General features: G+C 66.7%; 23 protein-coding genes. 7 read left to right on the top strand and 16 right to left on the bottom strand.

Translation table 11 applies throughout. The features are described from left to right. The first annotated feature begins 11 nt into the window (after positions 1–11). The 5 genes from ACFV4R_RS16090 (at position 12) to ACFV4R_RS16070 (ending at position 3,539) form a co-directional block, all read left to right on the top strand. Entirely contained in the window at positions 12–581 is a 570-nt protein-coding gene (locus tag ACFV4R_RS16090) for a hypothetical protein (protein WP_377203375.1), read from the top strand. 298 nt (positions 582–879) lie between these two features. Beyond that, complete coding sequence (locus ACFV4R_RS16085) at positions 880–1,116, top strand: hypothetical protein (RefSeq protein ID WP_377203368.1); 237 nt, start codon at positions 880–882, stop codon at positions 1,114–1,116. 12 nt (positions 1,117–1,128) lie between these two features. Beyond that, on the top strand, positions 1,129–2,034 hold the full coding sequence (locus tag ACFV4R_RS16080; RefSeq protein WP_377203367.1) for a diacylglycerol/lipid kinase family protein: 906 nt from the start codon (positions 1,129–1,131) through the stop codon (positions 2,032–2,034). A gap of 201 nt (positions 2,035–2,235) precedes the next feature. Next, positions 2,236–2,382: a hypothetical protein gene (locus ACFV4R_RS16075; protein ID WP_377203366.1), complete on the top strand. Its 147-nt coding sequence runs from the start codon at positions 2,236–2,238 to the stop codon at positions 2,380–2,382. Positions 2,383–2,387: 5 nt separating this feature from the next. Next, a complete protein-coding gene (locus tag ACFV4R_RS16070; RefSeq protein ID WP_377203365.1) occupies positions 2,388–3,539 on the top strand; it encodes a N(5)-(carboxyethyl)ornithine synthase in 1,152 nt (383 codons plus the stop codon). A 41-nt stretch (positions 3,540–3,580) separates the two neighbouring features. Here ACFV4R_RS16070 and ACFV4R_RS16065 read toward each other — a convergent pair whose 3' ends face one another. After that, the gene (locus ACFV4R_RS16065; protein WP_377203364.1) at positions 3,581–4,213 is read right to left on the bottom strand and encodes an ANTAR domain-containing protein; all 633 of its coding nucleotides are present in this window, start codon (positions 4,211–4,213) and stop codon (positions 3,581–3,583) included. Positions 4,214–4,486: 273 nt separating this feature from the next. Beyond that, positions 4,487–4,888 (bottom strand): hypothetical protein, encoded by a 402-nt coding sequence (locus tag ACFV4R_RS16060; protein ID WP_377203363.1) that lies wholly within the window; start codon positions 4,886–4,888, stop codon positions 4,487–4,489. Positions 4,889–5,316: 428 nt separating this feature from the next. On the opposite strand from ACFV4R_RS16060, the gene ACFV4R_RS16055 reads away from it, so the two are divergent. Together ACFV4R_RS16055 and ACFV4R_RS16050 are read left to right on the top strand one after the other, a co-directional pair. Then, the gene (locus ACFV4R_RS16055; protein ID WP_377203362.1) at positions 5,317–6,309 is read left to right on the top strand and encodes a RimK family alpha-L-glutamate ligase; all 993 of its coding nucleotides are present in this window, start codon (positions 5,317–5,319) and stop codon (positions 6,307–6,309) included. Then, positions 6,306–7,394: a hypothetical protein gene (locus ACFV4R_RS16050; protein WP_377203361.1), complete on the top strand. Its 1,089-nt coding sequence runs from the start codon at positions 6,306–6,308 to the stop codon at positions 7,392–7,394. The genes ACFV4R_RS16055 and ACFV4R_RS16050 overlap by 4 nt, the downstream gene beginning before the upstream one ends. Positions 7,395–7,452: 58 nt before the next feature. On the opposite strand, the gene ACFV4R_RS16045 is transcribed toward ACFV4R_RS16050, so the two are convergent. The 14 genes from ACFV4R_RS16045 to ACFV4R_RS15980 all read right to left on the bottom strand — a co-directional run bounded on the left by ACFV4R_RS16045 (position 7,453) and on the right by ACFV4R_RS15980 (position 24,344). Further along, entirely contained in the window at positions 7,453–8,736 is a 1,284-nt protein-coding gene (locus ACFV4R_RS16045) for an NtaA/DmoA family FMN-dependent monooxygenase (RefSeq protein ID WP_377203360.1), read from the bottom strand. Then, entirely contained in the window at positions 8,729–9,580 is an 852-nt protein-coding gene (locus ACFV4R_RS16040; RefSeq protein WP_377203359.1) for a hypothetical protein, read from the bottom strand. Before ACFV4R_RS16040 ends, ACFV4R_RS16045 begins: the two co-directional genes overlap by 8 nt. Beyond that, positions 9,577–11,268, bottom strand: coding sequence for a dipeptide ABC transporter ATP-binding protein (locus ACFV4R_RS16035; RefSeq protein ID WP_377203358.1), 1,692 nt, complete (start codon positions 11,266–11,268; stop codon positions 9,577–9,579). The genes ACFV4R_RS16040 and ACFV4R_RS16035 overlap by 4 nt, the downstream gene beginning before the upstream one ends. Beyond that, positions 11,265–12,188: an ABC transporter permease gene (locus ACFV4R_RS16030; protein ID WP_377203357.1), complete on the bottom strand. Its 924-nt coding sequence runs from the start codon at positions 12,186–12,188 to the stop codon at positions 11,265–11,267. The genes ACFV4R_RS16035 and ACFV4R_RS16030 overlap by 4 nt, the downstream gene beginning before the upstream one ends. 7 nt (positions 12,189–12,195) lie before the next feature. Further along, positions 12,196–13,155, bottom strand: coding sequence for an ABC transporter permease (locus ACFV4R_RS16025; RefSeq protein ID WP_377203356.1), 960 nt, complete (start codon positions 13,153–13,155; stop codon positions 12,196–12,198). A 4-nt stretch (positions 13,156–13,159) separates the two neighbouring features. After that, the gene (locus tag ACFV4R_RS16020; protein ID WP_377203355.1) at positions 13,160–14,521 is read right to left on the bottom strand and encodes an NtaA/DmoA family FMN-dependent monooxygenase; all 1,362 of its coding nucleotides are present in this window, start codon (positions 14,519–14,521) and stop codon (positions 13,160–13,162) included. Beyond that, complete coding sequence (locus tag ACFV4R_RS16015) at positions 14,518–15,621, bottom strand: LLM class flavin-dependent oxidoreductase (RefSeq protein ID WP_377203354.1); 1,104 nt, start codon at positions 15,619–15,621, stop codon at positions 14,518–14,520. Before ACFV4R_RS16015 ends, ACFV4R_RS16020 begins: the two co-directional genes overlap by 4 nt. Continuing rightward, a complete protein-coding gene (locus ACFV4R_RS16010; protein ID WP_377203353.1) occupies positions 15,618–16,634 on the bottom strand; it encodes an aldo/keto reductase in 1,017 nt (338 codons plus the stop codon). Before ACFV4R_RS16010 ends, ACFV4R_RS16015 begins: the two co-directional genes overlap by 4 nt. Positions 16,635–16,677: 43 nt before the next feature. Further along, a complete protein-coding gene (locus ACFV4R_RS16005) occupies positions 16,678–17,727 on the bottom strand; it encodes an aldo/keto reductase (protein ID WP_377203352.1) in 1,050 nt (349 codons plus the stop codon). A 73-nt stretch (positions 17,728–17,800) separates the two neighbouring features. Beyond that, positions 17,801–19,015, bottom strand: coding sequence for an acyl-CoA dehydrogenase family protein (locus ACFV4R_RS16000; protein WP_377203351.1), 1,215 nt, complete (start codon positions 19,013–19,015; stop codon positions 17,801–17,803). Then, positions 19,012–20,397: an O-acetylhomoserine aminocarboxypropyltransferase/cysteine synthase family protein gene (locus ACFV4R_RS15995; protein WP_377203350.1), complete on the bottom strand. Its 1,386-nt coding sequence runs from the start codon at positions 20,395–20,397 to the stop codon at positions 19,012–19,014. Before ACFV4R_RS15995 ends, ACFV4R_RS16000 begins: the two co-directional genes overlap by 4 nt. Further along, entirely contained in the window at positions 20,387–21,358 is a 972-nt protein-coding gene (locus tag ACFV4R_RS15990) for a hypothetical protein (RefSeq protein ID WP_377203349.1), read from the bottom strand. The genes ACFV4R_RS15995 and ACFV4R_RS15990 overlap by 11 nt, the downstream gene beginning before the upstream one ends. After that, complete coding sequence (locus ACFV4R_RS15985; protein WP_377203348.1) at positions 21,355–22,644, bottom strand: LLM class flavin-dependent oxidoreductase; 1,290 nt, start codon at positions 22,642–22,644, stop codon at positions 21,355–21,357. Before ACFV4R_RS15985 ends, ACFV4R_RS15990 begins: the two co-directional genes overlap by 4 nt. Then, entirely contained in the window at positions 22,641–24,344 is a 1,704-nt protein-coding gene (locus ACFV4R_RS15980) for an ABC transporter substrate-binding protein (protein ID WP_377203347.1), read from the bottom strand. The genes ACFV4R_RS15985 and ACFV4R_RS15980 overlap by 4 nt, the downstream gene beginning before the upstream one ends. Positions 24,345–24,696: the final 352 nt, after the last annotated feature.

Below are 24,696 nucleotides of genomic sequence, written 5' to 3'. Positions count from 1 at the left end.
AAGCAACTCCACTGTGCAACCGGAGGTCCTCACCTTTGGCTCAACAACTCCAGCGAGTCATCACATTCACCAAACCAACGTCCCTGGGCAGTACATCTAGCACCGACGGCGAAGGTCTGGCCAAGGACGACCCGGATCACCCGGATGAATGGGGAGTCTTTGTGGGTTGGTGGCCCGCCAAATATGTTCCGACGGACTCATGCGTGTGGCTGGACGCGCTCGTCGAGGTCGGTCCATCGCCTGAGGTATTCGCTAACGCGATCACGGCGCAGACGTCAACGGCGAGCACTCCTCCCGTCAAGGTCATGTTGGGCGATTACTCCGGCTTAGAGTTCGACCACGCCGTCAAGGGCGACGTGGACATCACAGCCTGCGACCGCGGCAAGTTCTGCATCCACTCATCACTCTCAAACGAATGCACACGCTGGTACTCGAGCACCGCTGAACGCGAAACCTACCGGGTGGTCGACATGAACGGCCAGCGCGGAGTGCTCTGGGTGGTCCAATTCCACGAATCGATCAATCCCGGGCTGACAAGGGAGGCACGCGCCGTCTTCGACTCGATCGTGTTCAGCAAGTGACCAGCCGATGCGTTGGTGATCCCGCCAGCGGGCGCAGACTCCTGCTCGGACCCACCCGAATGGGCCTTGGGCCACGACGCCCGGTCCGCCGCGCTCCTGAAAGCAGCCGACGCCGTCGAACCCTCCGCCCAGGAACTCGCCCGTATGCTGAGGACGCTCACCGCATCACCAGGAGCCCTTCGAACACGGCATTTCATGGCGATTGGGGAGATCAACCCGGTCTGGTACTGCAGCTGTATGGTTGTGCTGACGAGCAGTATCGGCACGTCCAACATGAGGGAAGCCACGAGGTGCCAGGGTGAACGAATATGAGGCTTCGCTGGTCATCAAGTCCGGAGCGGAACTGTTGTCTTCGGTTTCTTCCGACCCCCGCTCGGAAGAAGGCTACGTAGCGGTCAAGGCCAATATCTCTGAAGCACTGGAGCGCATAGCCGAAGCGCTTGGCAACTTTGAAGCCAATTCGGGAGCGCCCAGCCGTTCGACCGGGTGGGTCCAGGACCTTCGCCGTGTAGCGGACGACTTGGTCAGTCGATAGCTTCGAAGCGCGATGACAGCGATCTACCCCGGCAGGCAACCTGCAGACCGCTTTGATAGGGCCGTGCTGGTCTTCAACCCGGGCAAGCCAGGTATGACCGCCAGGATCACCGACCTGCAACGGGAGCTTGCTGCTGGAATACCGGATCTGCGGGTGGATGTGCTGCCCACCGGCTTTGCGGGGCACGCACGGGACCTTGCACGGTCCGTAGCGGCCACTGGGTCCCCGCTCATTGTTTCAGTCAGCGGAGACGGCGGGTATAACGAGGTCGTCAACGGTGTGATGGACGTTCCAGGCAACAAAGCTGTGTGTACCGTCGTCGCGGCAGGTAACGCCAACGACCACCACCGCAGCATGCCCGACAGGCCACTCACGGAGGCTGTCCGGAACGACCCGGTCCGCCACATCGACCTGCTGCGCATTACCTTTGGGGATGATCAGCGTGAACAGGTCCACTACGCCCACTCGTACATCGGCTTCGGGCTTACGCCGCTGATGGCAATCGGCATCGAGAGCGGCGGAAAGGGCAAAATCCTCGAACTTGTGTCCGTCGCACGCACGCTCACGCACCTAAGGCCGTTCGAGCTCGTCCGGGCAGACGGGGCCACCGCACGATTGGACAGCCTGATCCTGGCCAACATTTCGCGGATGGCAAAGTATGGGACAGTCAGCGAGTCCGTCGGCCCCGATGACGGCCGATTCGAGGTCGTGACGCTACCTCACTCCGGCCGCTGGAAGATGGCCCTGATGACCCTTCGGGCCGTTACCCTGGGACTCGGGAACCAACCAAGCGTCAGCCGATACTCATTCGCTACTCGGGATGCCGTTCCCTGCCAGATCGACGGCGAGGTCAGGCATCTTCCCGCTTGCACCACCGTTCTTGTGGAAAGCTCCAAGGGCGCCCTGGCGGTCATCTAATGCATGCGTGCCTGGCCGGCGCCCGACAGGCCGGCTCCCTGGCAGCCACGTAAGGGACGCCGCATTCATAGCCCATCCTGCCGCCACACCTTCGACAATCGGGCCACACTTAGGATCCGCGCGGCGGCTCCGAGGGCGGGTTAGGCCGGTACCTGTATCGTTCGAAGTCAGGAACCTCTCGGTTCCGCTACAGGAGCAATCATGGCTGACAAATCCCCCCGCCAAACAGCATCCAAGAAGTCCGCAAAAACCATCAAGGAAAAGCGCGCCGACAAAAAGGCCGCGGCGGCACCCCCCGCATCCGGAGACAAGGCCACCGCCAAGTCGACCAGCCCCACCAGGAAGTGACCGACATGACCGGTCACCTGAGCCTCGGCGTCCTATCCAGCACCCGAAAACCCGACGAATGGCGCCTGCCAATACACCCGCTGCACCTGAGGCGGATCGACTCCGAAATCAGGCAGCACCTTATTTTCGAGGAAGGTTACGGCGAGCGATTCGGCCTGCCGGACTCCCACCTGGCACCACTCGTGGGCCGCATCGCCCCGCGGGCTCAATTGCTGGCCGAGGCCGATATCGTCCTCCTGCCCAAGCCGCAGCCCGAAGACCTCGCCGAACTCCGTGACGGGCAGGTCCTCTGGGGTTGGCCGCACTGCGTCCAAGACCGGGCAATCACCCAGCTGGCGATCGACAAGAAACTCACGCTGATCGCGTTCGAGGCGATGAACCACTGGGCCAGCGACGGCGGATTCGGGCTGCACGTCTTCCACAAAAACAACGAACTGGCGGGTTACTGCTCCGTGCTGCACTCCCTGGCACTGACCGGCTCCACCGGAGACTACGGCCCGCGACTCAGTGCCGTCGTCATCGGCTTCGGCGCAACAGCCCGAGGCGCCGTCACGGCCCTCAACGCCCACGGCATCCATGACGTCCAAGTCCTGACCAACCGCGGCGTGGCCGCCGTGGGCTCGCCCATCCATTCCGTTCGGATCGTCCAGTTCGATCACGATCCCAATGCACCCTTCCTCAGCGAGGTCATCACTGAACGAGGGCGGGTCCCGCTGGCGCCCTTCCTCGCCGCCAGTGACATCGTGGTCAACTGCACCCTGCAAAACCCCAATGCACCCTTAACGTACCTGCGGACCGAGGACCTGGACGCTTTCCGGCCCGGAAGCCTGATCGTGGATGTTTCCTGCGATGAAGGCATGGGCTTTAGCTGGGCGAAAACCACCACCTTCGCCGAGCCGATGTTCACCGTAGGTAACCACATCGACTACTACGCGGTGGACCACAGCCCCTCCTACCTCTGGAAATCCTCCAGTTGGGAGATCAGCGAAGCACTGCTGCCCTTCCTGGAAACCGTGATCACCGGCCCGACAGCGTGGACGGAAAACGAGACCATCAGCCGCGCGATCGAAATCCGCGACGGAGTGGTCCTGAACCAGGACGTGCTGCAGTTCCAGCACCGGCAACCGGAATACCCGCACATCCCACTACCCGCATAAAAGGCACCACCACTTCAAAGGCTTCCGAAAGCGGCCAGGGGCTATTCGTCTGATCTCTCAGCTGTTGGGTCGCCGCCGGGGCTGGTGGCCCGGTTAATGATCTCCCGGGCAATGGCATGTACCTTCAGGTTCTTGTCCTGGCTCATCTGGTTCAAGAGCTCGTATGCTCTGTCCGCGCTGATCCCGGTTTTTCCCATGAGGATGCCCTTGGCTTGCTCGATGTAGTCCCGATTAAGCGCCGATGCGGCCACGGCTTCGGTGGCGAGCTGGTGCCGGTCGGCGTGGATGGACTGCGTAATGTCAGCTACCGCGCCCCAAACGCCCACCGGTGTGCTGCCGTCGAGAATGTAGTCCGCTGTCAGGAGCAGCTTGTGCTGCCGATCTTTACGGTCCCGGATGGAGATGTAAATCGAGGAAGGGCCACCATGGGAGAACACATGATCCCAATATGCCTGGACCGTTTCCCGGTCCTCAGGCTCAATATGGGCCAGCGCCATCTCCATGGACGGAACGACGTCCCCGCGCTCATAGCCGTAGATCCGATAAAGCCCGTCAGACCAGTGAAACCGGTCATCGGCGAAGGAGTATTCGACCAGTCCCGTGGGGCAGTCAAGAAAAGCATGGTGCGGTAGGTTACTGGACGCACTCTCGCCCAGAGAAAGATGGAATGACAAACAAGGACCATTCGACGCGACGGGAGCCAGCCCCCCCTGCTGAGCCGGAATTCAACAGATAGATTACAACAACCGCTCGGCAATAATGACGCACAGGACGTGCGTCACGATTCGGCCCTGGGGATTGGATCAGAACTCTATGAGGGGCGTTCGGGAAAGACCAGCGCATGCCCCGGACAGGCTGCTGAAAGTTGGCCCCGTGTCAGGCACGGTAAGGCAAGCCGCCAGCGCCGGGTTGTCCTCATTCATTTCTGAGTGGTGAGCCGTGGTGCTTTAGCGGCCCCTGCGCTGACTTTCGGCAACGCCTAATTTGTACAAGAAAATGGCTGACGCTTCCGGACACGGACTGTCAATATGGGCAAGGTCCGGGTCGTCTTCATTGGCTTTACTGTCCGTCTCCGGCACAGCCACTGACGGCACCGGCTCCTGCTTCGATGCCTGGACTGATCGCCACACCACCGCCGTGGCCGCCGCAGCCATCAGGAAACCCCCGGCCCACCACCATCGCCTGGCCGCCCGATGGGTCACCTCGACCGACGCCGGAGCCGCGACGTCACCAGCTTTTTGTCCGACACGCTTCAGCTGTTCCTGAACCCGGGGAGTCAGCGTCTCCACGCCGCCGGCAAGCTCGTCCGCCATGCGCCGCAACACCGTCAGGCGTTCTTCCGTGCGCATGGGTGCCTCCTATTTGCAGTGGATGCCCACAGCATAGGGCGGGCACCAATCGCATGGACAGACCCGACTCACATCAGTTTCGGGGCGATCCGGTATGACCTCGCACCGCCCCCTGTGGACTGCCTGTCAGGCCGCCGAATGCGCCCGATCGGGTTGTTGGTTGGCGTCATCGTTGCTTGTGAGCACACCGCGCTTTCCAACTAACCCCGGGGCGGCGGGGACCTCACCGCCCGGTCCGGCATCAGGCGATAGGTGAATGCCTTTACTAAGCTGGAGTGTTGCGGCGCATGTGGGTGGGTTACGCCCTAGTGACGCGCGTTGACGAACCGAGTCCGGCGACTGGAAGAGCGTCTTTTCGCTCCCTAGTGTCAATGCATACAGGCCATCGCCCAGTTCCGGTGGCCGAATGACGGGGAGAGGCGAATAACGTGAGCAGTCCGAGGATCCACATTCTGCATGACAATGACGCGTGGCTGCCGCCGTTGCAGGCAGCGCTGGATGCCGCGGGGCTCCCGCACGCGTCGTGGTCCCTATCCGGCGGCTCCATGGACCTGAAGTCCCAGCCGCCGCATGGGGTCTTCTGGTCCAGGCTCAGTGCTTCGTCGCACACCCGCGGCCATGCCTATGCCAAGGAGTACGCCCGGGCCCTCTTCCGCTGGCTTGAAGCGTCCGGCCGCCGGGTGGTGAACGGCAGCAAGGTGGTCGAATTTGAGGTCAGCAAGGCCGCCCAGTACGCAGCCCTGGCCGCCGCCGGTTTCGATGTCCCCCGCACGATCGTTGTGGCCGGCAGGGAGGACCTGAAGCGCCGCGCATTGGAGTTCCCGACGCCGTTCATCACCAAGCACAACCAAGGCGGCAAAGGCCTGGGCGTACGCCGGTTCGACTCGCATACGGAGTTCGATGCCTATGTCGACGGCCCCGATTTCGAGGAGCCAGCTGATGGCATCACCCTCCTGCAGGAGTACGTTCAGACCGCCGATCCGTTCATAACGCGCGCCGAGTTCGTGGGAGGTGACTTCGTCTATGCGGTCCGGGTGGATACTGCCGGGGGATCATTCGAGCTCTGCCCAGCGGAGGCCTGTGCGGTACCGCAGCAGGGTCTCGCCCCCGCGGCCTGTGAGGTACCCGGCACCGGGGGCACGAACGATGCGGCCCCGTCCCTGTTCAGCAAGCGTGAGGACATCACGGCGACCCACCCGCTGATTGTCCGTTTGCGTGGCTTCCTGGCGGACCAGGGCATCGAGGTGGCAGGGGTGGAATTTTTTGAAACCCCCGACGGGCGCCTGATTCCCTACGACATCAACACCAACACGAACTACAACCCTGACGTCGAAGCCGCCACAGGTCATGCAGCCGCGGCCACCGTCGCCCGGTTCCTGGGCCGGGAACTGGCATCCCGCTACACGGCCGCTACCGTATGAGTGTTCCGGTGGATGCCCGCGCCGCCCAGGCCGTCGATCAATCGGACAGCCACCCTCTCGTCGCACGGGTCGCCGATCTCGCCCGGACAACTCTAAAGTCCAGGATGCTCCTTACGGACTCCGAAGGCGTCCCTGCCGGAATCATCAGGCTGCTGCGGGATGCCGGGGCCCTGAACCACCTGGCCTCGGCACGGTATGGCGGTGCGGCCCTTGGCAAGGCCGAAGACCGGCGCCTGCATGAGCTCCTCGCCGGGGCCTGCCTGAACACGTGGCTCGTCTGGGCCCAGCACGCCTCCATCGCCGCCAGGGTGGAGGCCACTTTGGTGGGCCGGGCGCCGGGACACGATCTCATCGACGGGCTGTTGCGTGGACGGGTCTTTGCCGGCGCCGGCCTCAGCGATGTGCGCCGCTATCCGGAACGCTTCATCGCCGCCGAACGCACCGCTGGTGGCTGGCGCTTCCACGGCACGGTGTCGTGGGTCAGCGGCTGGGGCCTGAACGAGGTCCTGCTCATCGCCGGTGTCGATCCCCGGCAGGAACAGGTGGTCCTGGCATTGGTCCCCATCAGTGACCGCTTCAAGCCCACTCCCCTGCATCTTGCAGCCCTGGCCGGAAGCAGGACCTCCCGGGTGGACCTGGAAGGTGCTTTCGTCGAAGATGCCCTGGTCCTCAGTGTGGATCCCTTGCCGGTCTGGCGAGCCAAGGATGACCAAACAGCCGTCGACGCCAAGCCGCACCTCTTTGGTCTTGCCTCGGCAGTCCTGGAAGAACTGCGGAACGATCCCCAGCCGCTGGCCCGTGATGCCGCCGAAGCCTGGGCGCCCAAAGTGGCCGCGCTCCGTTCCAGGGCCTATGCCCTGGCCGACGCGCCGGATGCCACGGACCACTACGAAGAAAGGCTTCACATCCGCGTCCAGGCCGGTGAGGCCTTGGACGCTATCTCCCGGGCCCTGTTCGTGGCGCGCGCCGGCCGTTCACTGCAGGTTAACGATTCCGCCCAGTATTACCTGCGCAGCGCCCATTTCCTTTTGGTGCAGGCCCAGACTGACGCCGTTCGGGCCGCCCAGCTCGCGGCCTTGGCCTGACAGTCACGAACGACGGCGGGCCGCACCACTGGAGGCGGCCGCACCAAGGCGGGCATACTTAGCCAACCAAATGACGTGCCTCCTCCGCACCAATCCCGGCCCGCAGCGTTGAGGCCGAGTACTCACGCTTGTGGATGCCTTTTCGCTGCAACAGCGGCACCACCTCGTCTGCAAAAGTCACCAGCCCGTCGGGAAACTGGTCAATCATCAAGTTGAAGCCGTCAGCGGCGTAGGAGCGGAACCAGAGTTCCATGTCGTCCGCGATCTGCTCCGGCGTACCGATGATGATCCGGGAGCCGTAGCCGCCGAAGTCACGGAGAATTTCGCGGATGGTGTGGTGCCGGCGCTCTTGGATCCAGTCAAGGAACGTCAGCCGGTACCCGGTGGAAGTCGGGTGGGCGTCGGGGTTCCAGGGCTTGTCGAGGATTTCCGCGGGAATGGGTTCATCAATGGCCAGTGCGGTTGCATCGTGGGCGATTACGTTGCTTAGCGACCGCAGGGCGTAGGTATCCGGCACCTTGGCCTCGAAGGTGTCGAACCGGGCCCGAGCTTCCGCCACCGTGCTGCCGATCACGAGCGACAGGCCGGGCGTGATCCGCGGGACGCTCCCGTGCCGTCCTGCAGCAACGGCGCGGCGTTTCAGGTCAGCGTAATTCTCGACGGCCCGGGGCAGGGTGAGTTCGACGGCGAACACGCCTTCCGCGTGCCGTGCCGCCAGGTCGCGGCCCTGTTCGCTGCCGCCGGCCTGGAAGATCACCGGACTGCCCTGCGCTGAAGGTTCGACGGCGGTTGTCCCCTCGAGCTGGAAGAACTCGCCGGTGTGCGCGTACTTGCCGTCGCCTGCTGCCGCGGCCCACACGGCTTTGACGGCGTCCACGAAGTCCCCGGCCCGGCGGTAGCGTTCCTGCCGGCCAGGCGCTTCCGGCAACCCGAAATTGGCTGACACCGCCTTGGTGTACGTGGTGACCACGTTCCAGCCAAGCCGTCCTCCGGAGATCGCGTCAGCACTGAGCAGGCGTTCCGCCAACTCCACCGGGTCGTTGTAGGTGGTGGATGCCGATGCGATCACGCCCACATGTTCGGTGGCACTGGTGATCAGTGACGCCAGGGTGATGGGCTCAAGCGGGTTGCCCGGGCGCGGATTGGGGTTGTGCAGCGCCGGCTGGTCGGCGAAAAACACCGCATCCAGCAGCCCGCGTTCCGCCGCGCGGGCCGACGCGATCCAGTGCTCCGGCTCCACGAGCGCGGTGGGACTCCCGCCGCTGAACTGCCAGGCAGCCGGGCGCTGGCCGAAGCCCTGCAGGTTGACATTAAGGGTGAGCAGGTCGATGCGGTCAGGCACTGGGGACTCCAAAGGCGAAGGGTTTGCTGGACAGGTCGTAGCTGCGCACGGGCAAGCCAAGCACCGCCCTTAGGGTGGGTGCAGCGCCGCGCGCCGCCGTCGTACTGTCCGCCGCTGCCTCGGCAAGCTCCGCAGAAGTACGGACCGGAACGAGCTCGCCTACCGCGGCGCCGTTGTGGTTGAGGCCCACGGCCACCAGCCCGGGCCGGCCGTCCTCCGGGGATGCAGTCCACCGCTCGAGAAGGGCGGGACGGTCAAGGACCACGAGGTCCACCAGGCCGTGCGCCGCGTCGAGTTCCGCGGCGGTGGTGATGTGCCAGACGGTCACCGGTTCGCCCTGGATACTGGCAGGTGAGTTCAGAGCACCGTAAACACGAAAGTCCACGCCTTCGTGGTCGATGGCCCTAATGCCGTCCACCTGCGCGTAGACCCCAGTGTCCCGGTCTGCCACGAGGGACTCCAGTGGCCAGCTGTTCCACAAAGCCCGGATGACCCGGATTCGTTCCGCCGTGTGCTCCGCTGATGCCCCGTCCCCACGGAAGACCACGCCGCTGCGGCCGCGGCTGAGGTGGTCCAGGGACAGGAACCGGCGGGCAGCGTTGTAGGGGTGGTCGCCGCGTCCGTCCGAGGTCGCCAGGACTGGCCACCCGGGCAGCCTGACGGTGAGGGAGGTGGCGAGGGCAGCGGGATCGTACCGCGCGGGGCGGCCCTCCGCGCCAAGGACCAGGGCGGCGCCCGTGGTGCCGGTGAGGCGGCTCAGGGGACGGACGACGTCGGGGTCCCCGGCTGCGAGCCGGGCGGGAAAGTCGCCGTGGAGGGCGAGGAACTGAATGGGGACGGTCATGCCGCGGCACTCCTGACATGGGTGCCCGGGATCGCCTCAAGCAACGTGCGGGTGTAGTCGTGGTGGGGGTTGTTAAGCACCCGGCTGGCTGGCCCGCTTTCCACGACACGGCCGTCCTTCATGACGGTGACGTCGTCTGCGATGAGCCTGACCACGCCAAGGTCGTGTGTGACGAAGACGTAGCTCAGCCCGAGGCGGGCCTGGAGGTCCACCAAGAGCTGGAGGATCTGCGCCTGCACGGAAACGTCCAGGGCGCTGACGGCTTCGTCCAGAACCAGGACCCTCGGGTTCAGGGCGACAGCCCGGGCGATTGCCACCCGCTGCCGCTGCCCGCCGGACAGCTGCCCGGGCAGTCGGTGGAGGTAGCTTTCGTCAAGCGACACGGCCTGGAGCAGTTCGGTGACCCGGGCCGCCAGCTCTTCCCGGCTGTCGGTGACTTTGAAGGCGCGCAGCGGTTCGGCGATGATGCGTTCCACGGTGTACCGCGGATCGAGCGACGTGTAGGGGTTCTGGAAAACGAACTGCAGGTCGCGCCGGAGCTCGCGGAGTGTGCAGTGGTTCGCTCCGGTAACCTCCTGGTCGCCGAGGAGGACGCTGCCGGCGTCGGACGCCGTAAACCCCGCCAGAATGCCCGCAAGGGTGGACTTCCCGGCCCCGGATTCGCCCACGATAGCGTGCGTGGTGCCGGTCCGTACCGTGAGGTCAGCATCCGCCAGTGCAAGGAACTGTGTGCTGGTCCGGCCCCTGCCGACGGTGTAGGTCTTTGCCAGCGAAGTCGCCCGGAGCACCTCGCCGGAGGAGGCTGCGGCGGCAGCCTGGGCGCCGGCCGAGGGCTGGAGCCGTCCGGAGTGCCGGGCCGGTGCTGCGTCGAGCAGCCGGCGGGTGTAGTCGTTTCCGGGAGCCGCGAGCAGCTGGTGGACGGGCCCCTCCTCGACGATCCGGCCACCCTGCATCACCAGGATGCGGTCCGACCGGTCCAGTGCGACGCCCAGGTCGTGGGTGACAAGCAGGATTCCGATGCCAAGCTGCCGGCGGAGGCTCTCGAGGTGGTCCAGGATCACCCGTTGCACCGTCACGTCGAGGGCGCTGGTGGGTTCGTCCGCCACTATGATTTTGGGTTTCCCGGCCAGCGCCATGGCGATCAGTGCCCGTTGCTTCATGCCACCGCTGAGCTCGTGCGGATATTGGTTGAAGACGCGTTCGGCGTTCTTGAGCCCCGCAGTGCGGAGGCTTTCCAGGGCGGCGGTGCGGTGCCGGTCCGGGGCGGTGGGTTCGGGTTCGTTGAACCGGACCGCTTCCACCACCTGCTGCCCGATCCTCTTGACCGGGTTGAGGGACGTGTTGGGGTCTTGCGGGATGAACCCCACGTAGTTTCCGCGTACGCGGGCCAGTCTTTGGTCCGGCCAGCCCGTGACGTCGACGCCCGAATAGGCGATGGAGCCGGAGCGGACCCTGGCGGATGGCGGCAGCAGTCCCAGTGCTCCCTGGATCAGGGTGGTTTTTCCGGAGCCGGACTCGCCCACCAGGGTGACCACCTCCCCCGGCTTGACCTCCACGCTGACGCGCTCGACGGCGGGAGTCCAGGTCCGCCGTCGTCCGCGGTATTCGATGGAAAGGTCGGTGATCCGCAGGAGCGGCTCGGCTTCGGCCTGTTCAGGGGCGATCTCTTCGGTGATAGTGGCGCTCATCGGCGCTGGTCCTTCCTGAGCGAGGTGCTGATGCGGTGGGTGGCGATGACGACGAGGGCCAGGGCGATGCCCGGGAGGATGGAAATCCATGGGTGTACGGCGAGGTAGTCGCGGCCTTCGGCCACCAGCAGCCCCCACTCGGGTTCGGGCGGCGGCGCGCCATAGCCGAGGAAGCCGAGGGATGCTACGGCCAGGATGGAGGTTCCGACTTCCAGCGCGGCCAGGGCAAGGACCGAGTTCAGTGCGTTGGGCACCACGTGCCGGAGCACCACGGCGAACCGGCCGACGCCGAGCCCGTAGGCTGCGCGGACGTAGTCCCGGGTGACAACGCTGATCACTTCCGAGCGCATGACCCTGGCGAACGAGGCAATGGACGAGATGCCCACGGCGATGGCGATGTTGTGGGTGGAGTAGCCAAGGATGGAGACGATCACCATGGCCAGCAGCAGGCTGGGAATGGACAGGAAGACGTCGATCACGCGCATGAAGGCTGTGTCCGTCCACCTGCCGAAGTAGCCCGCTGCCAGTCCCACCAGGGTGCCGACGCCGAAGGCGATGAGCACAGCCACCAGGGTGGCGGTCAGGGTGGTTCCCGCCCCATAAATGGAGCGGGCGAGCAGGTCCCGTCCCAGCCTGTCGGTCCCGAAGGGGTGCTCCGCGCTGGGCGGGGCAAAGCTGAGGGCCGGGTCGCCCTCGTAGGGGCTGTTTGAGGTGAACAGTCCCGGTGCGACGGCCCAGCCCAGGGCGATGAGCACCACGATCCAGGCGAGGACCAGTACGGGCTGGCGGGTGATATCTGCCAGCCGGGTGCCTGCGGTGCGAATCAGCCCGCCCGGGCCCGGGGCTGCGGTGAGGTGATTTGGTGCGGTGCTGGCGGGCCCGGGGGTGGCGGGGTGTTTTCGGTCGAGTTCGATGGTCATGGTTGCCTCACGCTGTCCGGACGGGCTGGGCGGTGAGGGTGGCCCTCAGCCGCGGGTCGAGCAGGGGGTAGATCAGGTCCACCACCAGGTTGATGAGTGCGAAGCTGGCGGCGACGAACACGATGATTCCCTGCACCAGCGGCACATCCAGGGTGTTGATGGCGGACTGGGTGAGCCTGCCCACCCCGGAACGGGCGAAGACAGTCTCGGTGATCACGGCGCCGGCGATGAGGTTGCCGAAGGTGATTCCCGCGATGGTCAGCGCGGGAAGGCTGGCATTGCGGAAAACGTCTCCGATGATGATGCCGCCGCGGGTGGCGCCCTTGGCGAAGCTGGTGGTGACGTACCCGGACTGGAATTCCTCCGCGAAGCTGCGGATCAGGAGCTGGGCGATGGGTCCAGAGACCGGGACGGCCAGGGTGATCACGGGGAGCACCAGGCTTTGCCAGCCTTGATCGCCAAAGGCGGGAAACCAGGCGAGCGTGAAGGAGAACAGCTGCAGCAGCAGGATGGCGAACATGAACACCGGGATGGAGACCGACGCCGACGGCAGTGACTCGAGCAGGTTGCGGAGCCAGGGGCGGCGGGTCCCGGTGGCCAGCAGCGCGATGGCAAATCCGATAGCCACGGCCAGGACCAGCGAACCGGCGGCCAGGACCAGGGTGTTGGGCAGGACTTCCAGCAGGGACTCGGACACCAGCCGTCCGGAGCCCACCGAGTTCCCGAAGTTCCCGGTGGCGGCCGCAGCGAGCCTTTCCACGTACTGGAGGAACACCGGCTGGTTGAAGCCGTATTGGGCGGCAACCTGGTCCCGGACTTCCTGCGGGATGGTGTTCAGTTCCGCCGGGTCGAACAGCAGGTCCACCGGGTTGGCGGGAAAGACGAACAGCAGGATAAACGTGATGGTGAACGCGGCCCAAACCACGAACAGTGCACGGCCGAACTTGGCCAGGACGTATCCGAGCATGGGATTATCCCTTCTCTTTTTCAGTGGTGGGGTGGGCGGCCGCCCGGCGGCGGTCGGCACCGGGGACCAACGGGGCAAGGCCGAGGTTTTCGCGGAGCGTGGTACCGGTGTAGTCCTGCTGGAACAGGCCCCGGCGTTGCAGCAGCGGCACTACGTCCTTGGCGAACCGCTCGAAGTCGACGGCGGTGTCCGCGGGCATGATGGTGAACCCGTCCGCGGCTCCGGCCCGGAACCATCGTTCAAGGTCGTCGGCGATTTGTTCCGGGGTGCCGGCCAGAAGCCGGTGCCCGGCGCCGCCCGCGGAGCGTGTGATGAGGTCGCGGACGGTGCGCGGTGCGGCGGCAATCAGCGCGCGGGTACTTCTGTAGAAACCGGCCGACGCCGGCGGGTGGGGTGCGGCGTCCAGCGCACCCAGGGTGATCACCGAGTCCGGGTCCAGGGCGTCCGCGCCCAGGCCCAGCTGGACTGCCACTCCGGTTGCCGCAGCGTGCAGGTCCGTGGTGCCCACCAGCTCGTCGACGCGCTGGCGAACGTCGTCGTCGCTCTCCCGGACCAGCACAATCACGCCGAGCGAGGTGAGGATCTGGCCGGGGTTACGGCCGGCCTCGGCCGCGCGCCGTTTGGTGTCGGCCCGGAAAGCGACCGCCTCCTCCAGGTCCTGCCCGGCAGTAAACACCAGGTCTGCCCAGCTGGCGGCCAGCGCAAGCCCGCCCGGCGAACCGCCTGCCTGGACCAGGACCGGGCGGCGCTGCGGTGACGGCGGCACCGACAGGGCGCCGCTGACAGTGAAGAATTCCCCCCGGTGCTCCAGCCGGCCGATCCGTGCCGGATCGGCGAAGCGGCCACTGGCTGGGTCGCCGACAACGGCGCCATCGTCCCAGCCGTCCCACAGGGACAGCACCACGCGGGCAAATTCGTCGGCCTTACGGTAGCGGTCTGCCTTCTCCGGGGTGGCCGTGTAGCCGAAGGCGGCCGCGGCATGCTGGGCGAAGGTGGTGACAAGGTTGAAGGCCGAACGTCCGCCGGTCACGTGGTCGAGGGCCAGGTGGCGCCGGGCGAGGTTGTACGGGCTGTTGTATGTGCTGCTGCCCGTGGCGATGGCGCCCAGGTGCTTGGTTCCGGCGAGCAGGTCCGCGAACAGGATGGTTGGTTCAAGGCCCGCTTCCGGGTGACCGGAGATGGAGCTGCCCAGGCCGGGTGAATCGCCCAGGAAGACCGCATGGATCTTGGCCTCTTCGGCGATGCGTGCCAGTTCCCGGTACCGGCTCACGTCCACCCAGGCCAGCGGGTCACGGCCGGGCAGGCGCCAGGCGCCGCGGAAGTGGCCCGGTGTCATCAGGGACAGGTTGAGGTGGAAGGTACTCATCGGGCACCTGCCGCCGCAGGTTCCGCGAGCAGGTCCCGGTCTCCGCCTGCCGGGCGCCAGCCGAGCCGTGGTGCCACGTCGGTTGCCGTGGCCTCGAGGAGGCGGCGGTGCTCGTCGATCGCCGGCACCGCCGGAGGGAAGCTGACCAGCAGTTCCGTGGCAGCGGCAACGCCTGGGTCGGCAGCGAGGCCGGCGGCGATGTCGTGGGCGGTCCCGAACCGGGTGTGGTCTTTGACCAGGTATTCCTCCGGGGTCACGTCGCTGACGCCGGCCCGGCCGAGCGCCCCGAACCAGGTTTGCCACCGGCGGGCACCGTCCACCAGCTTGGACAATGCCTGTTCACGGCTCCGGTGGGGGTAGACGGCCCGGGACACCAGCACCCGCGGCTCAACCCCTGCCGGCAGTGCGGACCGGTAGGCATCCACCAGTACGGCCTGCGCCTGCGGGCTTTGTTGGCGGTTCCAGTCGGTGGCGCGGGACAGCTGCAGCCCGTCCGCCGCGGCACCAGCCGCCCGGGCCTGCGCGAGGGCGTGCCCGGGTGCGCTGGAGGTGGCCTGCCAGATCCTGCTCCGGACACCGGCCCCGGGTGGGTGCAGGACTTCCCCCAGGCTGTTGAGCTCCCGGCCTTCAAGGACGCCGTGGAGCCGGGCCACGCTGTCTTCCCAGCTCTGGTGCCGGTTCTCCAGGTCCCGACCGAATGCTTCCCAAGCGCCGGGAAACGGGCCGGCCCCGATGCCAAGTTCCAGCCGTCCGCCGGAGAGGACGTCCAGGGTGGCGGCATCCTCGGCGACCTTGAGCGGATCCTCCAAGGGAAGCACCAGAACGCCGGTGCCAAGCCGGATGCGGCTGGTGTGCTGGGCGATGGCGGCCAGCAGGAGCAACGGGGACGACACGTGCTCATTGCCCTGCCGGAAATGGCGCTGGATGACCCAGCCGGAGTCGTATCCCAGCTCCTCCGCCCACACAAACAGTTCAATGGCCTGCCGGTAGGATTCGGCGGGGCTGAGGTCGCTGTCCAGATGAAGGAGGAACCCCAGTTTCTTCCCAGCCAGGACCGCCGGACTGCTTCCGGTCCCTACGCCGTCGCCCCGGGTGCTCATTTGGTGCGCAGTCCGGTGCCGTGCACGCCATGGGCGTCGATGAGGTCCAGTTCCTCGTCAGTCAGCGGTGCGAAGCCCGGAGCCTGGAGGTTGTGGTGCAGCTGTTCCACGGAGCTGGCGCCAATGAGGGCGGTGGTGACCTCGGGCCGGCGCAGCACCCACTGCAGCGCCAGTTGTGCCAGCGACTGGCCACGCTCGCGGGCCAGGTGGTTCAGGGCGCCCACGCGGGATCGGTATTCGTCGGTGATGTCGTCCACGGACAGGAAGTCGCTGTTGGCGGCGCGCGCACCTTCAGGCACGCCGCCGTCGAGGTATTTGTCCGTCAGCAGGCCCTGCGCCAGCGGGGAGTACGTGATCAGACCTACGCCGTCGGTGGCAGACTGCGCCAGGATGTCCTCGATCTCGATCCGGCGGTCGAAGATGGAGTAGCGGGGCTGGTGCAGGACAAGCGGCACGCCGGCTTCCTTGAGGAGGACCGCTGCCTGGTGGGCCCGTTCGCGAGAGTAGTTGGAAATACCCACATACAGCGCTTTGCCAGACTGGACCGCGCTGACCAGCGCACCCACGGTCTCCTCAAGCGGCACGGACAGGTCCGGGCTGTGCGAGTAGAAGACGTCCACGTAGTCCACGCCGAGGTCTTTGAGGCTGTGGTCCAGGCTCTGCAGCAGGTTCTTCCGGGAGCCGCCCCGGTGGTACGGGCTGGCGCTGAGGGGGTTGCCGGCCTTTGTGGAGATGACGATTTCCTCGCGCCATGCCCCGAGGTCCTCACGGAGGAGCCGGCCGAAGTTCTTCTCGGCGGCGCGGGCGGGCGGGCCGTAGCGGTTGGCGATGTCGAAGTGGGTGATGCCGGCGTCGAACGCTGCGAGCAGGATGTCGCGCTGGGTCTCGTAAGGCGTGCGGTCGCCGAACTTCTGCCACAGGCCGAAGGAGAATTCGGGCAGGGTGAGGCCGCTGGTGCCGGCGCGGCGCCAGCTAAGGTTGCCGTGGCGGGTTTCGGAGGGCTGGTAAGTCAAGGGAGGTGCCTTTCTGGGGTGTGGGGAATTACGACGGCGGCTGTCACCTGTTGCGGCGGAGGGCGGCCGGGGTCAGTTCGCCGGGGATGCGGCCGTTGTCCCGTTCCAGGAACGTGGTTCCGGGGGCCACGGCCTGGTCGATCTGGTCCAGGACGGCGTCGCTGAGGATGGTGGCCGCGGACTTCAAATAGGCGTCCAGGTGTTCCCGGGTGCGGGGCCCGATGATGACCGAGGAGATGGCGGGATGGTTCAGCGCAAAAGCGAGGGCGAGGTCCGGGACACTGATCCCGGCGGTGTCCGCGATCTGCCCCAGCTGCTCGGCGGCGGCGAACTTCAGGGCGTTCTCGCGGGCTTCGACGTCGAACCTTCCCTCCCAGACGCGGGCGGCACGGACGGATCCGGGCTGCGGCTGGCCCGCACGGTAGGCGCCGTTGAGCCAGCCGGCGGCGAGCGGTCCGTAACTCAGCACGCCCAGGCCGTATTTGCGGGCCACGGGCAGCGTGGTCCGTTCCACCAGCCGGATCAGGGCCGAGTACGGGATCTGTTCGGTGAGCGGCGCGGTGAGGTTGTGCCGCTGGGCCAACAGCTGGGCCTCCACCACCTGGTCCGCGCTGAAGGTGCTGGTGCCGTAGTAGCGGATCTTGCCCTGCCGGACCAGGTCGTCCAGCGCGGTGAGGGTTTCCAGGAGGTCCGTGTGCGGGTCGGGCCGGTGCGCCTGGTAAACGTCGATGTAATCGGTCCCGAGCCGGCGCAGGCTGCCTTCGATGGCTTCGAAGATCCAGCGGCGCGAGTTGCCGGCATGCAGCGGGTTGTCCCCGATCTGGCCGTGGAACTTGGTGGCCAGCACTACTTCGCTGCGCCGGCCGGCGATGGCCTCGCCCACGATTTCCTCGCTGCGGCCCTGGTTGTAGGCGTCGGCGGTGTCGATGGTGTTGATGCCGGCGTCCAGCGCGGTGCGGATGATCTCCAGTGATTCCGGCCGCTCGGTGGGGCCGCCGAAATTCATGGTGCCCAACGTGAGCCGGCTGACCCGGACTCCGCTGCGGCCCAGGTAGCCATAGTCGGCCGGGCGCTGGTCAGGTGTTGCAGTCATTAGTTTCTCCTCAGAAGTACTTGCGATGTTCGGACAGCGGCGGTGGCAACAGGCCGGTTGGAAACACGCCGGTTCAGAACAGTCCGTTAGCGGGCGGATGCTCGTCCGCCACCAGCCAGCCGCCCACCGCCGCCGCCTTCCAGGCGCGCGGGTTGTGGTTCGCCACGGTGCGGGCGTTGCGCCAGTGCCTGTCCAGGTTGTGTTCGCGCCGGGTCAGGGTGCCGCCGCCGACGTCGAAAAGCAGTTCCCCGGCCGTGAGTGCCTGTTCCCCGGCGCCCACGTAAGCCTCGGCAACCGCGATGGTGGCCCGGAGGGCGGCCGTCTCCGAAGGCCCGGCCCAGTAGGCGTCGAGCAGCTCGGCCGCGGCCACTACCTGCGCACGGGCGGTGAAGGCTGCGGTGGCGATGCGACCCACCGCGAGGCGGACGTAGGGATCGTCGGCGCTTTGGTCGGCCGTGGAGTGCTTGATGGGGCGGGCCACGCCGCGGACCACGCGGACTGCGTCGTGCTGGGCGGCTTCGGCGATCCCGGCGAGGGTGGCGGCGAGGAAGAGGTGGGCCAGCGACCCGTGGGGGTGTTTGGCCTGCGCCGTGAACGCCTCAACCTCAGTGGGGTCCACCAGCACGTTGTCCAGCCGGGTGGTGCCGCTTGCCGTCAGGCGCTGCCCGACGGCATCGAAATCGTCTACCAGGTCCACCCCTTCCCGGTTAGTGGGCACAGTGAAAACCACCACGCCGCCATCGTCGTCCACAGCGTTTCCGGAGAACCACCCGGCGTGCAGCCCCCCGGTGCTGTAAAACTTTTCGCCGGTGACCCTAAGGGCGGAGCCGTCCCGGGTAAGCCGGGTGGATACCGAGCCGGGCTTTCCGCCCGCTTCATTCCGGGTGCCGGCGAACAGGTCACCAGCCAGGACCCGGGCAAGCGTACGGTCCCGCTTCCCGCCGGTCAGTGTGCCGGTGGCCAGTCCGTCGGCTATCAGGAAGCCGGGCCGCAGCGCCTGGGCAACGTTGGAGTCCGCGGCGGCGATGTCCACCACGAGTTCGGTGAGTTCGCGGACGGTCGCGCCGGCCCCGCCGTCCTCCCCCGGAACGCGGTACCCCAGGATGCCGGCCTCGGCGAGGGCGCGTATCTCCTCGAACGGGTGGGTACGGTCGGCATCCCGCTGCGCCGAGGTGTCCCGCAGCCGTTCCAGGACCGGCACAATGGCAGCCCGGACCGAGGCGGTGGTCACCGCTGGTGCCGCGGGCACCGGCCGCCGGTCCGCCGTCGTCCGCTCCGCCACGCTCACAGCCCGTCCGCCTGGGTGGGGGCGGCGGCCTCGCCGCGGCCGCGCAGGGGCGGCGGATTCTCGCCGCGCAGTACCCGGAAGGCCCGGTCCAGGTCGGCGATCAGGTCCTCTGCTTCCTCGATGCCTACGGACAGGCGGATCAGGCCCGGGTGGATGCCGGCCTGGTCCCGTTCGGCCTGGCTGAGCTTTGAGTGGGTGGTGGTGGGCGGGTGCAGGATCAGGGACCGGACGTCACCCACATGCGTCATCCGGGTGAACACCTCCACCGCGTTGTAGAAGCTCCGGGCGGCGTCGATTCCGCCGGCGAGGGTGAAGGCAAAGACCGAGCCCTGGCCGCGGGGCAGGTACTTCTGTGCCAGCGGGTAGTACGGGTTGGACTGCAGCCCCGGGTAGTCCACGCTGGCCACTTCCGGCTGCTGCTCCAGCCAGGTGGCCAAGGCCAGTGCGTTCCGCGAGTGGCGGTCCACCCGGAGTGAGAGGGTCTCGATGCCCTGCTGGAGCAGGAACGCGTTGAACGGCGAGAGGCTTGGCCCCAGCCGGCCTGCTACCACGGCGCGGGTGAACGCAAAGTTGGCCTTGGCCCCGAACTTGCCGATCCAGGTGGTCGGGTCCCCTGTCCCGGCGTGGATGGGTTCGTGCAGGTGCGGGTACCGGTCCGGATGCGCGGCCCAGTCGAAACGGCCGGCGTCCACCACAACCCCACCGATCGAGTTCCCGTGCCCGGCCAGGAATTTGCTGGTGGAGTGCAGGACGATGTCCGCGCCATAATCGATGGGCCGGAGCAGGTAGGGGGTGGTCAGGGTGCTGTCGATGGCGAATGGGACCTGGTTGGCGTGGGCGGCCCCGGCGATCAGTTCGATGTCGATCAGGTCGTTCTTCGGGTTGGGGATGGCCTCGCCGTAGAACAGCCGGGTGTTGGGCCGGACCCGCCGGTGCCAGTCGTCGGGGTCGTTGGGACGGTCCACGAATTCGACGTCGATGCCGAACCTGCGGAAGTTGCCGCGGAACAAGGCCCGGGTGCCCTCGTAGATGCTGGGTGCGCTGAGCACGTGGTCGCCGGAGCGCAGGACGCCCAGCAGCCCGGTGCTCACGGCGGCCTGCCCGCTGCCCACGAGTGTGGCGCCGGCGCCGTGGTCCAGGGCGGCGAGGACCTGCTCCACCGCGGCGTTCGTGGGGTTGTTGATCCGGGAGTACACGTAGCCGGGGTCAGCGCCGGCGAAACGGGCCTGGGCGTGGTCGAAGTCGTCGAAGACGAATCCGGCGCTCAGGTATAGCGGGGAGATGCTGGCCCCGTGCCCCGGGTCGCCCCGGTGGCCGGAGTGCACCTGCTCGGTGGTGAAGCCGAACGTGTGCTCGGTGGAGGTCAGCGTGTTATCCGGCATGTGCTTGGACTTCCCTGCTTTCGTGGTGGTCGGGCTGCACGGCGAACAATGCGTCGAGCAAGGTGGGCAATTGGCCGGCCTCGGCCCGGACCCGGAGGAGCACGTGCTTGCGTGGTCCGTTGCGCAGGGCCCTGAGGGCGTCGTCGGCCGTTCCGGCCACCACCCCGTCAGATCCACTGACGGCTCCCGCGGAGCCTGGGATCCAGGTCACTGTGCGGTAAGCGGGCGCGCCTGCGCTGTCCAGGGGGTCCAGGGTGTGGCCGGTTGAGCTGGAGGCCGCGCGGATGACGCCGTCCACGGCAGAGCCCGCCGCGGACGCGTCGGCCAGCAGAAGGGTGCGGTGGGCCGACGGCAGGGGCACGTTCAGTGCACCGGCCACTGCATACACTTCGCCGGCGAAGGCAGCCGGAACGATGCTTCGCGGGTCCGCGAACCTGCCTGCCTCCCGGTGGCCGATCAGTGCTTCCTCCGGAAAGCTGGCCCACAGGCGCCGAAGGACTTCAACATACTCGCCCAGCAGCCGAGACCGATCGAGTGCCTCCCCGGGGCTGGGCGCGGCGGCGGAGGTGACGGGGTCAAGGCCGTCGGCGCGCAGGAACACGCCCACCAGTCCGCCGGTGATCCGGTTTAGTGACTGAATCCGGCGTGCCAGATTAAACGGCGCATTCCTGGATGTGCGTGCCGTGACGATCAGCAACGGCGGTGCGCCCGCGGACCTGATGACGGTACCCGACCCCGATGCCCCCTGGCCGCGACGGTCCGCCGTGAGGATTCCGGCGAGGATACCGGGATCCAGGCCCGGCCCACCGCCATCGGGCGCTTCCGGCAGGAGCAGCGGCACAGACCGGGCCGCGGTCACCGCGGCGGTGGCCCGTACGGCGGCCACGACAGACCTGGCTGCTTCCGCATCCGGCACCTCGACATGCGGAAACTCGATAATCAGCTGTGGTGCGTTGCTCATGCTCCGCCTCCGGGACGTCCGGCGCCGGCAAGAACCCGCGCCTCGCGGCGCAGGGCCGGCTGGACGGGCAGGTCCAAGTGCTCGCGGAGGGTGCTGCCCCGGTATTCGGTGCGGAACAGGCCGCGGCGCTGCAGCTCGGGAATGACGTGGTCCACGAACTGGTCGAAGCCGCTGGGCAGGGCGTCGGGCATCACGTTGAAACCGTCAGCGGCACCGGCGCGGTACCAGCGTTCGATGTCGTCGGCGATCTGCTCCGGGGTGCCCACCACGATGCGGTGGCCGGCGCCGCCGCCCAAGGTATGCAGGAGTTGGCGGTACGTGGGTTGGTCCCGGTCGATTATGCCCAGGACCATCCGGTAGAAGGTCTGCGATCCTGCGGCGGCTTCCGGCTCTGGAAGTCCTTGGCGGCTGACCGGTGCGTCCAGGTCCAGGCCGTTCAGGTCGACGCCGAGCTGTCCACTGAGCCGGCCGATCGCATATGGAAGCGGCACCAGTTCGGACAGTTGCCTGCGCCGCTCCCTGGCTTCCGCTTCGGTGCTGCCGATAACGGTGGACAGGCCCGGCAGGATGGCGATCTCCTCCGGACGCCTACCGAAGATTGCTGCAGCGCCGTCGATGTCCCGGCGGAAGGCAAGTGCCTCGTCGAGGGTCTGCGCCGCGGTAAAGATGACTTCGGCGTGCTCGCCGGCGAGCCGGACGCCTGATTTGGAGGCGCCGGCCTGGACCACCACAGGGCGGCCCTGGGGCGACGCGGGCAAGCCAGGTAATTCGCCTGAACCTGCCCATGCTTCGACGACACTTGCAGTGACCTCGCTGGCCCGGGCATAGCGGCCAGCGTGGTCAGGTTCGCCGGCGCGGCCGAAGTTTGCTGCGGCAGCGGCGCCCGCCGTCGTCACCACGTTCCAACCGAACCGTCCCCCGCTGAGGACGTCCAGCGAGGCCAGCCGGGACGCCAACTCAGCGGCGTCGTTGTAGCTGGAGGAGAACGTGCCAATCAGCCCGATCCTGCTGGTCTCGGCGGCGATCCGGGCCAGCAGGACACTGGGTTCAAAGCTGTTCCCCGGGCGGTACTCGAGGTCCTTTTCAATCACGGGACCGTCCGCGAGGAACACAGCGTCAAGCTTGGCTGCCTCGGCCTTCTTCGCGATGCGCACGTAGTGCTCCAGCGTGTAGGCGGAGAGCGGGTGGTTTTCCGGGACCCGCCACGAGCCGCCGAATACACCGGCGTTAAGGATGTTGACGTTGATGTTGAGCTGGCCGGCGGGCCGGGGTCCGGTGCCTGTCACTTGTTCTTCCAGGTGTTCACGAAGTGGTTCCGGGACTGGGCATCGAAGATGATGCCGTCAATGTATTTGGCGTGCGCGATCACCTGCGACGGGTTGTACACCGGGTTGACCAGTGCGTACTTGTCCAGCAGGACGTCCTGGGCTTCCTTCGCCGCCTCTGCACGCTTGGCCGGGTCCAGGGTCAGTTCAAGCGCGCCCAGCTTGGACGTGATTTCGTCGTAGCCCGGGAAGTCCTTTGTCAGGTAAGAACCGTTGCCCAGCTTCGGGCTGTACTGCAGGTTCAGGACGCCAGGATCGTTGCGGGACCGGTTTGCGGCCACCACATTCCAGTCGGTTGCGGCCTTGGCTGCGTTCGCGGCGTAGTCCGGGATCGGCACCACGGTGAGCTGCAGGTCGATGCCGATCTTTTTCAGGTCCTGCTGGATGGACTCGTACGCGGGCTTGTTGACCACCAGGTTGTTGATGCCCAGCAGCTTCACGGCGAGGCGCTGGCCGTCCTTGCTCCGGATGCCGTCGGCGCCGGGGACCCAGCCTGCGTCGTCGAGGATCTTGGCGGCGGCCTGCTGGTCGAATTTCAGGACACTGTTGCTGTAATCCACGTGGCCCTGCACCGAGGACGCGAGCACCGACGTGGCAACGGAGTAGGAGTCGGTGAGGACCGTCTTCTCGATCGTCTCGCGGTTCCAGCCGAGCTGGATGGCCTTGCGGACGGCGATGTCGTTGGTGGGGAAGATCGAGGCGTTGAAGTTGAAGTAGATGGCGGTGCCGGAGACCTGCCGGGAGATGATCTCGAACCCGGCGTCCTTCAGCGGCTGCTCGTCAGTGGTGCCGACGTCCAGCGTGGCGTCAATGGTGCCGGACTTCAGGGAGCCAGTGCGGACACTGGCCTCCGGGATGGTGTTGAAGACCACCTTGTCCAGGTACGCCTCGCCGTCGTGCTTGATGGCAGGCGGAGACCAGTTGTAGCCCTCGCGCTTGACCAGGACGGTCTTGGCCTGCGGCTGCCAGGATTCATAGACGAACGGTCCGGTGCCGATCACGTTCTTCGGGTCGGTGCGTTCCTCGGCGCTCTTGGCCAGGGTGGCCAGCGAGAGGAAGCCCGGCTGTGCGTTGGCCGTGAAGGAGGAGGCCTGCAGGAAGCTGGCGATTGGCTTTTCGAAGCGCACGACGGCGGTGAACTCATCAGGGGTGAGCGTCTCGATGTAGCCAGGGAGCAGGGTGGCACCGTTCGGGGAGATGTTCAGGGCTTTGTCACCCCGGACGTACTGGTCGAAGTTCGCCTTGACCGCAGCGGCATTGAACGGTGAACCATCGCTGAACGTCACATCGTCGCGGAGATGGAAAGTGAACTCGGTCAGCTCGGCGTTGGTCTCCCAGGACTTCGCGAGCCAGGGCGTGATGTCGCCGGTCTTGGGGTCCTGCCAGGTCAGCTTGTCCGTGACGTTGTTCCCGATGATCGACTCGGCGTAGTTGGTGCCCCACTGGGTGTCCGGGCTGCGCTGGTAGTCCAGCAGGCCGAACTCAAGCGTGCCGCCCCGGACGGGCTCACCACTGGCGGCAACCGAGGTGGACTGAACGGCCGACGCCGATACTCCCCACGTGATGCCCAACGCCACCACCGCTGCCGCTCCGGCGGCCAGCCACGGCCATTTTTTGCGCGGCGGCCGGCCGCTCTCGATTGCTGTACGAAGATCCGACATGACCCATGCTCCCTGTGCCTCCAACAGCCGGGACCGGATGTCCGGCTGTGATGGATTCAGACAGTACAAACCGATTGATCGCTCATGCACTTTGCGTTGCGGCCCGCTAATTCCAGTGACTGAGCACGACGCCGCATTTCCAAATTGGTGCCTTTACGCGCAATGGTGGGCAACCCAAAGAACCGATTCGTCATCCTGCGCAATGTCCCTCGCAAACTGTCGTGGAGGAACCGCTGGTGCACCATGATCGCTGGGCGGGCCCTCCGCGCAACCAAGGCGCCACCGTTCCGACCCCGGCACCGGACGTGTCCTGGCGGGCCTTGCAGGCCCCCGCTAGACTGGGCCGGTAAGG

Source organism: Pseudarthrobacter sp. NPDC059871 (assembly GCF_042731175.1).
GTDB lineage: Bacteria > Actinomycetota > Actinomycetes > Actinomycetales > Micrococcaceae > Arthrobacter.
This window is presented reverse-complemented; position numbering and strand designations above follow the sequence as displayed.

Coding starts and splice junctions, on each gene's coding strand:
- ACFV4R_RS16080 (WP_377203367.1), top strand. CDS start 1,129: ATGACAGCGATCTACCCCGGCAGGCAACCTGCAGACCGCTTTGATAGG.
- ACFV4R_RS16075 (WP_377203366.1), top strand. CDS start 2,236: ATGGCTGACAAATCCCCCCGCCAAACAGCATCCAAGAAGTCCGCAAAA.
- ACFV4R_RS16070 (WP_377203365.1), top strand. CDS start 2,388: ATGACCGGTCACCTGAGCCTCGGCGTCCTATCCAGCACCCGAAAACCC.
- ACFV4R_RS16060 (WP_377203363.1), bottom strand. CDS start 4,888: ATGCGCACGGAAGAACGCCTGACGGTGTTGCGGCGCATGGCGGACGAG.
- ACFV4R_RS16050 (WP_377203361.1), top strand. CDS start 6,306: ATGAGTGTTCCGGTGGATGCCCGCGCCGCCCAGGCCGTCGATCAATCG.
- ACFV4R_RS16040 (WP_377203359.1), bottom strand. CDS start 9,580: ATGACCGTCCCCATTCAGTTCCTCGCCCTCCACGGCGACTTTCCCGCC.
- ACFV4R_RS16035 (WP_377203358.1), bottom strand. CDS start 11,268: ATGAGCGCCACTATCACCGAAGAGATCGCCCCTGAACAGGCCGAAGCC.
- ACFV4R_RS16030 (WP_377203357.1), bottom strand. CDS start 12,188: ATGACCATCGAACTCGACCGAAAACACCCCGCCACCCCCGGGCCCGCC.
- ACFV4R_RS16025 (WP_377203356.1), bottom strand. CDS start 13,155: ATGCTCGGATACGTCCTGGCCAAGTTCGGCCGTGCACTGTTCGTGGTT.
- ACFV4R_RS16020 (WP_377203355.1), bottom strand. CDS start 14,521: ATGAGTACCTTCCACCTCAACCTGTCCCTGATGACACCGGGCCACTTC.
- ACFV4R_RS16015 (WP_377203354.1), bottom strand. CDS start 15,621: ATGAGCACCCGGGGCGACGGCGTAGGGACCGGAAGCAGTCCGGCGGTC.
- ACFV4R_RS16005 (WP_377203352.1), bottom strand. CDS start 17,727: ATGACTGCAACACCTGACCAGCGCCCGGCCGACTATGGCTACCTGGGC.
- ACFV4R_RS15995 (WP_377203350.1), bottom strand. CDS start 20,397: ATGCCGGATAACACGCTGACCTCCACCGAGCACACGTTCGGCTTCACC.
- ACFV4R_RS15990 (WP_377203349.1), bottom strand. CDS start 21,358: ATGAGCAACGCACCACAGCTGATTATCGAGTTTCCGCATGTCGAGGTG.
- ACFV4R_RS15980 (WP_377203347.1), bottom strand. CDS start 24,344: ATGTCGGATCTTCGTACAGCAATCGAGAGCGGCCGGCCGCCGCGCAAA.